Here is a 12,466-nt window from a genome sequence, read left to right as displayed (position 1 = left end):
AATATGGCTAAGGGATACCCAGGATTTCCAAAAGGTGGCGGAGGAAATATGAACAACATGATGAAACAAGTTCAAAAACTTCAAAAACAAATGGAAACAATGCAAGAGGATTTAAAAACTCAAGAAGTTGAGGCAACTTCAGGTGGAGGAGCTGTAACGGCAAGAGTAAATGGCAATAAAGAATTAGTTGCACTAAAGATAGACGAAGAAGTAGTTGATCCGGAAGATGTGGAAATGTTAGAAGATTTAATTGTCGCAGCTGTAAATGAGGCAATGAGAGTTGCTGAACAAAAAGCAAGTTCAGAAATGAATAAACTTACAGGTGGACTTAATATTCCGGGACTGTAATTATGAAGACAACTGCAAAGCCCATAGAAAATTTAATAAACCAATTAAATAAGTTGCCGGGCATTGGAAGTAAAACAGCGCAGAGATTGGCATATTTTATAATAGATATGAAGGAAAGTGAAGTTAAAAACTTATCGGAGTCTATTATAGATGCAAAATTAAATGTAAAGGAATGTAGCATTTGTTCAAATTTTACAGATGAAGACCCATGTAAAATTTGTTCAAGCAGCAAGAGAGACAATAGTATAATATGTGTTATGGAATATCCAAAGGACGTTGAGGCTATGGAGAGAACAAGGTGTTATAATGGACTCTACCACGTTTTGCATGGCACTATATCACCTCAAAAGGGAGTAGGACCCAATGATTTAAAAATTAGGGAGCTCTTAAAGAGATTGGAAGATGACAGTGTAAAAGAAATAATAATAGCTACTAATCCAACAGTTGAAGGAGATACTACAGCACTTTATATATCAAAAATAACAGTTCCGCTGGGAATAAAAACTACTAGAATAGCTTATGGAATACCAGTTGGTGGAGATTTGGAATACTATGATGAAATAACAATTTCCACGGCGTTAAACAACAGAAGAGAATTAAAATAAAAAAGACACTTACGTGTCTTTTTATATTTCCTGTTCTATTACATTACTTACATCAAAGTGACCCATTAGAGATTGGACTATTTCGCCATCAACAGTAAACTGAACACTGGTAATAAAAGTTTCTCCATTGTTAGTTGTAGAAGTAAGCGTTTTAAATATTGAAGAAATTAATATTTCTTCATCTAAGCTCCCACCGCTTAAGTCTTTAGAGCTTAAATCAACAGTGGCAGTATATCCATTAACTTTAACTGAATTGATAGTTATTTTTTCAGGTATGGCAGGGTAGACTTCTACTACTTCAGCACTTTCACCAGAAACTTTTGGAGCATTTTTTAAATCTTTAACAGCGTCAAATACAAAGTCAACAGAATTTGACTTAAGGCTGCTAACCATTACAAACTTATTTTCTTCATTTCCACTTTCCACATAGTCTTTAGATGGGAAGTAGAGAGAAATTTCATAAGATGTATTTTCTAATGCCTCTTTTACTTCTGCATTTTCATTTTTTGAACAGGCAGTTAAAGTGAAAATCAGTAGTAAAGATAAAGATAGTAATATTTTTTTATAGTTTTTCATAATAATCTCCTTGTAAAATTTATAAATGATTATTTAAGTTATTGATAGGGTATTCTTAAATTATACTATTATATTGTGTAAATTTGTAGTATAATTTCTATTTGATTGAAAGGAAGTGATAGATATTGGCCGATAATAAAAAAAAGGATGACAAAAATTTTAAGAAAAAGCTTCCTATGCTTATATACTATGTGATTGCTATAATTTTGATTTTTGCAGTACCTTTGGTTTTTAATCCAATGCTACAGGGTAAAGAAGAAATTACGGAAGTAGATTATAGTAAGTTTCTAGAATATGTTGACGAGGGCAAGGTAAAAAGCGCTACAATTTGGGATCAAAAAGTAGAGTTTGAAACTGAAGATTCTAAGGGCAATGTTAAAAAATATGAAACTGCAAGAGCGGCAGATTGGACTTTAACAGATAAGCTACATGACAAAAATGTAGATTTTAAACAAGAATACACTAAACCTATGAATCCGTTTCTTTCAATTATTTTACAAATGTTAAGCACATTTTTAATTTTAGCTGCATTTTGGTATTTACTTTCAAAAGTACTGTCCAAAAAAATGGGCGACGGTGGCGGAGTAGGTCCAATGAGCTTTGGAAAGTCCAATGCAAAAATATATGTGGAGTCAACTGACGGCATTACTTTTAAAAATGTAGCAGGGCAAGATGAGGCGAAAGAACAGTTAACTGAAATAGTAGACTTTTTGCACAATCCTAAAAAGTATACTCAAATTGGAGCTAAACTTCCAAAGGGAGCTCTATTAGTAGGCCCTCCTGGAACAGGAAAGACTTTACTTGCAAAGGCAGTTGCAGGAGAGGCAAAAGTTCCTTTCTTCTCAATTTCAGGTTCTGAATTTGTGGAGATGTTTGTAGGGCTTGGAGCTGCAAAAGTTAGAGATTTGTTTAAACAGGCTCACGAAAAAGCACCTTGTATAGTATTTATTGATGAGATTGACACAATAGGAAAAAAACGTGATGGAGCAGGATTTTCTGGAAATGACGAGAGAGAACAGACGCTTAACCAGTTACTTTCAGAAATGGACGGTTTTGAGGGAAATGATGGAGTTGTTATTTTAGCAGCTACAAATAGACCGGATTCACTAGACCCAGCACTGTTAAGACCTGGTAGATTTGATAGAAGAGTTCCTGTGGAACTTCCGGATTTAGCAGGACGTGAAGCAATATTGAAAGTTCACGCAGAAAAAATAAAGAAAGATCCGAATATTGACTACAATGCAGTTGCAAGATCAACAGCAGGAGCAAGTGGAGCAGACCTTGCAAATATGGTCAATGAAGCAGCTCTTAGAGCTGTAAGAGAAAACAGAGACATTATGACTCAAAGAGATATTGAAGAGTCTGTTGAAGTGGTGTTGGCAGGATATGAAAAGAAAAACGCAGTTATTTTACCACAGGAAAAAGAAATTATTGCATATCACGAAGTTGGTCATGCAATTGTTGCTGCAAAACAGACGGATTCTGCGCCAGTTCATAAGATTACTATTGTTCCAAGAACAAGTGGAGCTTTGGGATATACAATGCAAGTTGATAAAGAAGAAAAATTCTTAATGAGTAGAGAAGATTTATTTAATAAAATCGTAACTCTAACTGGGGGACGTTCTGCAGAAGAACTGTTTTTCTCACTTAGAACTACTGGAGCATCAAATGACATTGAACAGGCTACTAAAATTGCAAGAGCTATGATAACAAGGTATGGAATGAGTGAAGAATTTGGATTTGTTGCAATGGAAACACTTACTAATCAATATCTTGGTGGAGATACATCTTTAAGTGTATCACCTGAGACAGCTAAGCGAATTGACATTGAAGTTCAAAAGGTAATTGAACAAGCCCATGAAAAGGCAATTAACATTATTAAAGAAAATGTTGATGCAGTTCATGAAATAGCAAATTATTTGCTACAAAAAGAGACAATTACCGGAGAAGAATTTATGGAAATATTAAAGAAACACGAAGAATAAAAATAAGAAACCTCTAGGTTAATTAGCCTAGAGGTTTCTCTATTTTATAAGTGTAACAATGGCATTTAAACCATAGTTTATTCCATCTCTTCTTGCAGAGTGCAGGTTTAGATTGGAATAGGTATTTTCTTTAGATACTTCAATATGTTTCTTTAAAATACCGTTTTGCAATAGTAACACTTCATTTGCAAGTTTCATATTTAATTTAAATTTATTCTCAGATTCTCTTTTAAAAAATATATCTCTATTTTTAAAGTGCTTAAATTCATCATATACATCTGAGCCCACTTCATATAGGTTAAAATCAATAGAAGGGCCAATAAATGCATACATATCTTCACGTTTAGAATTATAATCTGAGATGAGCTTTTCAATTGCAATTTCTGAAATTTTAGTGGAAGTTCCTCGCCAGCCAGAGTGAACACTTGCCTGAACTTTTTTAATTGGGTCATATAAAACTACTGGAGTGCAGTCTGCAAATTTAATTACCAGTGCAGTATCTCTATCATTAGTTACTAAGCCATCTACATTGGAAATAATTTTTCCGTATATAAAATCATCTCCACCTTTGGCATCTACAACGTTGTTACTGTGAGTTTGAATTGCTGTAAAAATGATTTTTGGATTTAAATTAGATTCTGCTAAAAAATTCTTCATGTCACTTCCAATTTTATCTCTATTATTTTTATATTTAAAATTATATTTTTTAGTGGCTATACTGTTTTGAAGTCCAATGGACTCTAATAAATTTGATTTCATATTATCACCTAACTAATTATAGCATGAAAAAGCTAGTTGTTTTAACAACTAGCTAGTTTATAAATATATTTAATTGTTGTCTTCGTACCATTCTTCAGAATGAATATTGCAGTAGAGAGTTGGGAAGTATTCATAGTCATCAGGAAATATATTGGAATGTTCTGATGGAATATAGGATTTTCTCTTAAATAATATTTTGTATTCAACATCTTCCTTAGGACAGTATTCTCCAGCAAGTCTGCTACTTTCGTTACAAATTAAAAGTTTTTCATGTTGGTCACAGTACTTTGTGGGTTCTGTACCACTTTTAAATTTTTCCATATAGCCGGAATTTGACTCTTCACAAAGTTTCGTACCTAATTTGCCGTTTTTTTGGCAAATGAATTTTTCCACTATATTCTCAGGTGAACTAAACTTTTTATTTTCAATATCTGTATTTAAATTTGAAGAAATATTTTTAAATAAATTAATTACAAGTTTGGGTTCAGAACTTAATTTTATCTTGGGAGAGTCACAGCCAATCCAAGAGGAGACAGTGTATTTAGAATTAAATCCACTAAACCATAAATCTGAATCATCTTCATTTACTCCAATCTCACCGGCAACGTCAATTTGTGGTGTTTTAGAACCTTTTGCAACACCTCTTGTAACATTTGTTCTAAGGGCATCTTCTATTAAGTAGCAGTTGTCGGAGTCAAATTTTTTATCTGCAGCTGTACTGCTATTGTTAATTAATTCAATTCCATTGGCATCTTCTATTTTTATAACAGAGCTAATTGGCTTGGTATTTCCCTTAGTCGCTATAGTTCTATAACTAGAAGCAGCTTGAATATTAGTAATACCCCTTTGCATATTTCCAAGGGCCAGACTGTTAAAGTTTTCATCATTTTTTTCTTTATTTTCCTCAGAACTTATAAAGTGGTCACTTTCAGGATCACTACTATTAATAAGTCCCAACTTAGAATAGGTTTCTTCAATTTTATCAATTCCCAGTTTTTTACCTAAACTTACAGGAACTACATTTGAATTATTTTCTAAAGCCAGTCTCAAAGTCAACAGTCCTCTAAATCCATTATAATCATTAATAGGCCACATTTCGCCAATTTCATCATATGTTGGAACATCATCAATTACAGAACCCAGTGTAAACTTATTTTCAAGGGCAGTTAAATATACAAAGGGCTTTAAAAGAGAACCGGGAGACCTAACAGAAGTTGTAGCTCTATTAAAGATTTTTGCATTTTTATTTTGTATATCTAAACCTCCTACTATTGCTTTAACATAACCTGTATCATTTTCAAGTATAATTGAAGAAGATTGAGGTTGAAGGGTAGGAGTATTTTCATAAGAATAGTAATTTTTTGAAATAATTAAATTGTCACTTTCATCAATTGTATAAAAATCACTAATCTCATTTAAATAACTGTGGTCAATTATTATATAATCAGCCTTTTTTTCAAAAGAGTCACTTGGAATATTTAAAAATCCAATATTATAGGTCTGTAAATTTTTATTGTCGTTTATTTCATAGAGATCTATTATATCTAACTTATTACTTGCTGAATTGAAAAGACCTTTGTCAATTGATAAATCTCCCTTTTCATTAATATTGTAATTATTTTTACTTAGTATAAAGTTAAACTCACTGTCAAAAAAATTGTCTTTGGCAAAATATATTACTTGGCCATTCTCATCTACGATGTTGTTATTGGAGTCTTTTGTAAATGCTAATCCATAGGCTCCATGAGAAGAAGATGAGTTGTTATTTAAATAAGCTGGAAAATCTTCATATAAGTTTTCTAAATTTTTTTGTAAGTTTTCATCTATTGAGGAATAAATTTTATATCCTCCAGTGAACAGTTTGTGTTCAGCTTCATCTGAAGATATATTGTAGTGTTCAGATAAAAGTCTGGCTGCTTCAGATTTAATGTAGTCAGTTGAATAACTACTCATATTGTGAAATTTTTTAATTCCCGGTTTAAGTGAAGCAACTACGTCAAATTTTAAAGCTTCTTCATATTCTTTTTTGTCTATATATTCAAGTTCTAACATTTTTTCTAAGACTATTTTTTGTCTTTCAAAAGAATTGGAATTTAAAACTATATACATTTGCTCCCCGTTTATATCCATAGTTCCTATAAATGGTTCATTGTTATAGTAGTCTTTGGGAATTCTCTTAAAAGGTGGATAAATAGTTGGAGATTTTGCAATTCCAGCTAAGAGGGCACATTGAGACAAATTTAAATTATATACATCTTTGGAAAAATAAGTTTGAGCAGCAGCTTCTACACCATAGGCACCTTGGCCTAAATTTATTCTATTCAAATAAGCTTCTAAAATTTCATCCTTTTTTAAAATAGTTTCTAAGTCCATGGACATATAAGCCTCTTGGATTTTTCTAGTCATTCGCTGGTCATTAGTCAAATAGACGTTTTTAATCAGTTGCTGAGTAATAGTAGATCCTCCTCTTACAACTTTACCAGCTGCAAGGTTTGATTTTAACGCCCCTAGAATTCCTCTTATATCAACACCCTTGTGCTCATAAAACCTTTGGTCTTCAATAGCTACAAAGGCATTTTTTAAGTTTTTGGGAACTTTTTCAATGGGCACTATAGTTCTATACTCCAGAGATTCAATTTTTTCAAGGAGTGTGCCTTCTTCATCATATATGTATGAGGTTTGGTCAAAGCTACTTGAAAGGTTTTTAAAATCAGTTTTAGGAGTTTCAGAAAGTATGTCTAATATAACAGAACCGACAAGAGTTCCAATTAACATTAATAAAATAAAAAAGATCAGCGCTAAAATTTTAAGCTTGTCTTTTTTATTGAGTTTTCTAAAGTTTTCCATGATTACCTCCAAAAATTATTATATCATTTAATACATTAAATTACTATAAAGAGCTTATCCAGCCACTGTAGAAATAAGATTTGAATACCTATAGGCTTATTTGTATAATGTAGGTATGGATATAATAAATGATGTAAAAAAAGAGAGAGTAATAATTGTGGGAACAGATATTGGGGCATATCCCCATAGTTTAGATTCATCATTAGCTGAGCTTGAAGAACTTGTAAAGGCAGATGGCGCAGAAGTAGTGGGCGTTGTGACGCAAAATATTGATAAGTATTCACCTAAACTTTTAATAGGATCTGGAAAAGTTGATGAAATAAAGGATATGATTCCAAAGTTAGAAGCTAATGCAGTAGTGTTTAATGATGAGTTGTCGGGAGTACAACTTAGAAACCTTGATGATATATTTAATGACAATAAGAAATTTGACAGAGAAATTAAAGTGTTAGATAGAACTAATTTAATATTGGATATATTTGCACTAAGAGCCTCTACTTATGAGGGAAAGTTACAAGTGCAATTAGCTCAATTAAACTATCAACTTCCAAGACTGTTGGGAATAGATGGATGGTCAAGAACTGGAGGGGGAATAGGAACTCGTGGACCTGGAGAGCAAATTATTGAGACAGACAGGAGAAGACTTTTAAGGGAAATTGACACAATAAGAAGAAAACTTAAGAGAGTACAAAAAAATAGAGAGTTAACCAGAAGTAGGAGGATTGACAATAAAATTCCAATAGTATCTCTAGTAGGTTATACGAATGCGGGAAAGTCTACTCTTTTAAATAGATTAAAAGTAAGTGATGCAAAAGAAGTCTATGTAAAAAACATGCTATTTGCCACACTTGACCCAAATTCCAGAAGGGCAAAACTTCCAAGTGGAAGAGAATATATAATTTCAGATACAGTTGGATTTGTATCAAAGCTGCCAACAAAACTAGTTGAGGCATTTAAGTCAACTTTGGAGGAAATAAAGTACTCTGATTTAATTTTGCATGTAATAGATGCATCAAGTGAGGATATGGATATACAGTATTCAACTACTATGAAAATTTTAAAGGACTTAGATATAGATACAGAAAAGGTAATCAATGTATTTAATAAATCTGACAAAATAGATGTAATGGAAACTTTAATATCACCTAAAATAGGTGGAGAAAAAATATTTTTATCTGCCAAGTTTGACGAGGACTTAAGTGAGCTATTAGATGTTATTGAAAAGAAACTACCTGAAAAGTTGTCAAGAGTAGAGTTGTTAATAGATTATAATGATTCAAATGTACTTTCTGAAATTTTAGACAATCACAAATATGAAAGTTTGGAATATTTAAATGATGGAGTAAAATTAGTTGTATTTCTTACAAGTGAAGAATTTAACAAATTTAAAAGGTATGTGGTTTAAATGTACAAGACAATACTCAATAATAATTTTGACGAATTTGTCGAAAAAAAATCTAAATTTATTGGATATGCATTTAAAATTTCAAGTGAAGAAGAGGCAATAAAAATAATCGGTGAAATAAGTAAAAAGCACAGAGATGCCACACATAACTGCAGTGCCTATATAATTGGAGAAAAGAAACTTATTCAAAAGTATAATGATGATGGAGAACCATCAGGAACGGCTGGAATTCCAATGCTTGAAGTATTAAAAAAAGAGGATTTAACAGATGTCTTGGTAATAGCAACCAGATACTTTGGAGGAACTCTGCTGGGAGCAGGGGGACTTGTTAGAGCTTATACAAAGACTGCTAAAATAGCTATAGACAGTGCAATAGTTGTAGATATGATGCCTTTTCAAAAATTGTCAATAAAGTATGACTATACTAAGCACGGTTCAATTACAAATTATTTAATAAAGAATGGCTATAAAATATTAGATGAAATATATACTGATAAAGTTGAAGTAGTTCTTCACAATGAAGTAAATAATGAAAAATTAAAATTTGATTTAATGAATGAAACAGGTGGAAATATAGAAATTGTTGAACTACTTAGAGAAAATTTACCTGTTTTAAATGGGAAAATTATCTATGAAAAAAATTAAGTGCTAATAATAAAATTTATTAAAGTTTATTTAATGGAGGATAAATATGGAATTTGAACCAGTTGTAAATTGGTTAAGAGAAATTGTAAAAAAATCTAATGCAAAGGGACTTGTATTTGGACTGTCGGGGGGAATTGACTCAGCAGTTATTGCAGGCCTTGCCAAAAAAGCCTTCCCAAATGATTCGCTAGGTGTAATTATGCCCTGCGAAAGTGCAGATGAGGACGAAGAAGATGCAATTCTTGTGGCAGATAGATTAAACTTAGAAGTTGAAAAAGTAGATTTGACCAACACTTATAGAACTCTTTTAAAAGATTCATTTATAAGTGATAATAAAATGGCGAAGTCTAATATAAAGCCAAGGCTTAGAATGACAACACTATATTACTATGCACAAGACAGAGGTTATTTAGTTTGTGGATCTTCAAATGCTTCAGAATTTTATATAGGATATTACACTAAAAATGGTGATAGTGGAGTTGACATATTGCCACTAGTTAGTTTTTTAAAAGAAGAAGTATTTGAAATGGCAAGAGAATTAAATATACCCGAAAAAATAATTGATAAAAAACCATCAGCAGGACTGTGGGAAAATCAAACAGATGAAATGGAAATGGGCTTTACTTATGAAGAGCTGGATGCTCACATAAGAGGAGAAAAAATAGATAGTGATATTGCCAAAAAAATTGAACATATGCATGAAGTATCAGAACACAAGAGAAGCTTTGCAGCAATGTATATAAAATAAACTAAAGGGATTTCCCTTTAGTTTATTTTATATACTCACTCTTATATTCATTGTATATATTTAAAATTAATTCTGCATTTGGATTAGCTCCAGATAGTACTAAAGCTATGTTTTTGCCTTGCAGTTTATTTTTATACTTTTCAAATGCTGCTACAACAGTGGCACTGGAAGGCTCAACAATCATAAGTTCCCTTAAGCCCATAAAGGCAGTTGCTTTTCTTATTTCTTTTTCAGAAACTAAAAAAATGTCATCTAAGTATTTTTTACAAATTTCAAAAGCTAAAGGTCCCACACCTCCGATTAGAGATTCACAAATGGAATCTTCACTTTCAAATTCTTCATAGCAAAAATCATCTTCAAGAGATTTTTTCATAGCTGGACAAGCTTCTGTTTGAACGCCATAAACTTTAATATTTGGATTGGTTTCCTTAGCGGCTACACATATTCCACCAATAAGGCCACCTCCTCCAATTGGAGCTATTATTGTGTCTATGTTTGGATTTTTCTCCAGTATTTCAAGCACCATAGTTCCTTGACCTGCATAAATATATGGGTCGTCATAATAGGAGTCTATTAAAGTTAAGTTGTTGTCTTCAATATATTTAGTTCCAAGGTTGTGAGCTTCATCATAATTATTTCCCATTTGTAAAACTTCTGCTCCAAAGTATTTTATTTTATTTAGTTTTGCAGTAGTTGTATTAGCAGGAACAATAATTACAGCTTTTTTTATTCCAAGGATTTGAGCACCAAGTGCTACAGAGGCGCCATGATTTCCAGAAGATATTGTAGCTACACCAAAATTTTTTTCATCTTCTGTCAAAGAAAACATCTTATTTAAGGCGCCTCTAATTTTAAAGGACTTAACTTCTTGAGTTGTCTCTAATTTAAAGAAAACGTTAGTGTCCTTATCTGATAAGTAAATTGACTTAATAAATGGAGTATTATTTATATATTTATCTATTTTTAATCTTGCATCTTTGACCATTTGTAAATTTAATTCTTTTAAATATTTCAAATAAAAAACCTCCCATATGTAATTTTTAAAACTAAAATATATATTGATATTAACATAAAAACATAAAAAAAGGACACGCTTTGTGTCCTTTTTAAAGTTAAATTTTATTTTTCTTTGCAAGTTGTGGCATTATAAGACCTAAACCTATCAAAATAAATGGAGTTATAATATTCATCATAAGTTGGAAAGAGTCTTCAGAGTACATTCCTCCTATACAGGCAAATGCTGTAAAGAAGAAGCACCAACCACCAAAGAGAATTCCCAACCATTTACTTTTTACAAATTTGTATTCAGGTTTAAATTTTTCTCCTGCTTTTTTTAAGGCAATATAAGCTACAAATACCCATAAATAGCGAAGAGGCATACATACTGAATTTAATTTAATAAGCCATTTAACAAATACATCAACATTATCAATTCCAAATGCAGGAACTACTATTAGTATAGATACTAGTACAAATGTTAATTTTATGCCATTAATGTAGGTGTCGTTTTTATTTTTCTTAAATAGAGCTTCCGGTATAAATCTTCTATCTCCTTCGTCAAGTAACATTCTAAGTGGAGCATCAATAGACATAATTAATACGGAAAATTGTCCAATCATATTTGTAATTGCATATACAATTAAGAAAAAGTTTCCAAGATTGTAGTATTCGCCTAGTTTTTGAAATGCATAGTAGGCACCATTTGTCATTAAATCTGTAGGGATATTATTTGGATCAAACATCATACCTAGAGATATAGTTCCTAAAATTGCAGTAACAGCTACCATAATAGCTAAAGTTATCATACCCTTAGAAAAATCTGTTGAAGGATTTTTCATTTTGTTTACATAGGGAGAAATTTTTTCAGACCCGCCTACGGCAAAAACTAAAATTGATATACTGGTAAAGAACTTCATGTCAAAAGTCGGTAAAAAAGTTTTAACAGACCAGTCAATGTCATATAATTTAGCACCGGTTATAGCAGGAGCTGTAACCATTAAAACTATAAATAATATTGACATAATAAACATAGTAGTTCCAGCAATAGAAGATAATTTTTTCAAGGGATTTAAACCCTTTGAAGCAATGTATATTCCTATTACAAATATTATAAAACTGCCAATTTGAAGTAACTTAGGGTCTACTGAACTGATAGTGTTGTTTTGAAAAACAGCCCAACTAGTTGCAATTAAGAACCCTTGAGGTTTCTGAGATATATAGGGCATATGAACTATCCAATAAGTCCATCCGGCGTAGTAAGCCAATTTTGGGCCGATTGTCTCATGGATCCACGAACTTACACCACCACCACTATCCTTAAAGGCAGAACCTAATTCTCCTACCATAAGTGTATAGGGAACGAAGTAAATTGCGAATATTATAATCCAAGCAACTATAGCCTTCAGGCCACCATATTCCGAAAATCCGTTTATTACATTTCCAAAACTCCAAACAGTTGAAAATGCCATAAAAGCTAAGGTGTACCACGTAATTTTTTTGCTTTTTGTCTCTGTCATTTTTTCACTCCTTATTATTATATTTACTGTAA

At 31.8% G+C, this 12,466-nt stretch carries 11 protein-coding genes; 6 read left to right on the top strand and 5 right to left on the bottom strand.

From position 1 onward, the window contains the following. Positions 1–3: 3 nt before the first annotated feature. Together BUB47_RS01405 and recR are read left to right on the top strand one after the other, a co-directional pair. The gene (locus tag BUB47_RS01405; protein WP_073183050.1) at positions 4–348 is read left to right on the top strand and encodes a YbaB/EbfC family nucleoid-associated protein; all 345 of its coding nucleotides are present in this window, start codon (positions 4–6) and stop codon (positions 346–348) included. Positions 349–350: 2 nt separating this feature from the next. After that, complete coding sequence (gene recR, locus BUB47_RS01400; RefSeq protein WP_073183048.1) at positions 351–953, top strand: recombination mediator RecR; 603 nt, start codon at positions 351–353, stop codon at positions 951–953. Between the two features lie 21 nt (positions 954–974). Here the strand turns inward: recR and BUB47_RS01395 are convergent, their stop codons facing one another. Beyond that, positions 975–1,529: a GerMN domain-containing protein gene (locus BUB47_RS01395; protein ID WP_073183046.1), complete on the bottom strand. Its 555-nt coding sequence runs from the start codon at positions 1,527–1,529 to the stop codon at positions 975–977. Positions 1,530–1,705: 176 nt separating this feature from the next. Here BUB47_RS01395 and ftsH point away from each other — a divergent pair, with 176 nt between their 5' ends. Further along, positions 1,706–3,514 (top strand): ATP-dependent zinc metalloprotease FtsH, encoded by a 1,809-nt coding sequence (gene ftsH, locus BUB47_RS01390; RefSeq protein WP_083529040.1) that lies wholly within the window; start codon positions 1,706–1,708, stop codon positions 3,512–3,514. Positions 3,515–3,553: 39 nt separating this feature from the next. On the opposite strand, the gene pgeF is transcribed toward ftsH, so the two are convergent. Both pgeF and BUB47_RS01380 read right to left on the bottom strand, forming a co-directional pair. Beyond that, positions 3,554–4,273, bottom strand: coding sequence for a peptidoglycan editing factor PgeF (gene pgeF / locus BUB47_RS01385; protein WP_073183043.1), 720 nt, complete (start codon positions 4,271–4,273; stop codon positions 3,554–3,556). A 69-nt stretch (positions 4,274–4,342) separates the two neighbouring features. Beyond that, complete coding sequence (locus BUB47_RS01380) at positions 4,343–7,120, bottom strand: transglycosylase domain-containing protein (protein ID WP_073183041.1); 2,778 nt, start codon at positions 7,118–7,120, stop codon at positions 4,343–4,345. Positions 7,121–7,235: 115 nt separating this feature from the next. On the opposite strand from BUB47_RS01380, the gene hflX reads away from it, so the two are divergent. Genes hflX through nadE form a run of 3 tightly spaced genes read left to right on the top strand, consistent with a single transcriptional unit; the run spans position 7,236 to position 9,918 of the window. Further along, the gene (gene hflX, locus BUB47_RS01375) at positions 7,236–8,525 is read left to right on the top strand and encodes a GTPase HflX (RefSeq protein ID WP_083529017.1); all 1,290 of its coding nucleotides are present in this window, start codon (positions 7,236–7,238) and stop codon (positions 8,523–8,525) included. Further along, a complete protein-coding gene (locus tag BUB47_RS01370) occupies positions 8,526–9,170 on the top strand; it encodes a YigZ family protein (RefSeq protein WP_073183038.1) in 645 nt (214 codons plus the stop codon). It abuts the gene before it with no gap. A 46-nt stretch (positions 9,171–9,216) separates the two neighbouring features. Next, the gene (gene nadE / locus BUB47_RS01365; RefSeq protein ID WP_073183036.1) at positions 9,217–9,918 is read left to right on the top strand and encodes an NAD(+) synthase; all 702 of its coding nucleotides are present in this window, start codon (positions 9,217–9,219) and stop codon (positions 9,916–9,918) included. Between the two features lie 22 nt (positions 9,919–9,940). Here the strand turns inward: nadE and BUB47_RS01360 are convergent, their stop codons facing one another. Both BUB47_RS01360 and BUB47_RS01355 read right to left on the bottom strand, forming a co-directional pair. Then, on the bottom strand, positions 9,941–10,933 hold the full coding sequence (locus tag BUB47_RS01360) for a threonine ammonia-lyase (protein ID WP_073183034.1): 993 nt from the start codon (positions 10,931–10,933) through the stop codon (positions 9,941–9,943). 97 nt (positions 10,934–11,030) lie between these two features. Continuing rightward, positions 11,031–12,434 (bottom strand): APC family permease, encoded by a 1,404-nt coding sequence (locus tag BUB47_RS01355; protein WP_073183032.1) that lies wholly within the window; start codon positions 12,432–12,434, stop codon positions 11,031–11,033. Positions 12,435–12,466: the final 32 nt, after the last annotated feature.

Source organism: Anaerosphaera aminiphila DSM 21120, from assembly GCF_900129925.1.
Classification (GTDB): domain Bacteria; phylum Bacillota; class Clostridia; order Tissierellales; family Peptoniphilaceae; genus Anaerosphaera; species Anaerosphaera aminiphila.
Note: the sequence above shows the minus strand (reverse complement) of the source record. Positions and strands in the feature narration are given on the sequence as shown.

Coding starts and splice junctions, on each gene's coding strand:
- hflX (WP_083529017.1), top strand. CDS start 7,236: ATGGATATAATAAATGATGTAAAAAAAGAGAGAGTAATAATTGTGGGA.
- ftsH (WP_083529040.1), top strand. CDS start 1,706: ATGCTTATATACTATGTGATTGCTATAATTTTGATTTTTGCAGTACCT.
- BUB47_RS01380 (WP_073183041.1), bottom strand. CDS start 7,120: ATGGAAAACTTTAGAAAACTCAATAAAAAAGACAAGCTTAAAATTTTA.
- pgeF (WP_073183043.1), bottom strand. CDS start 4,273: ATGAAATCAAATTTATTAGAGTCCATTGGACTTCAAAACAGTATAGCC.
- recR (WP_073183048.1), top strand. CDS start 351: ATGAAGACAACTGCAAAGCCCATAGAAAATTTAATAAACCAATTAAAT.
- BUB47_RS01355 (WP_073183032.1), bottom strand. CDS start 12,434: ATGACAGAGACAAAAAGCAAAAAAATTACGTGGTACACCTTAGCTTTT.
- BUB47_RS01405 (WP_073183050.1), top strand. CDS start 4: ATGGCTAAGGGATACCCAGGATTTCCAAAAGGTGGCGGAGGAAATATG.
- BUB47_RS01395 (WP_073183046.1), bottom strand. CDS start 1,529: ATGAAAAACTATAAAAAAATATTACTATCTTTATCTTTACTACTGATT.
- nadE (WP_073183036.1), top strand. CDS start 9,217: ATGGAATTTGAACCAGTTGTAAATTGGTTAAGAGAAATTGTAAAAAAA.
- BUB47_RS01370 (WP_073183038.1), top strand. CDS start 8,526: ATGTACAAGACAATACTCAATAATAATTTTGACGAATTTGTCGAAAAA.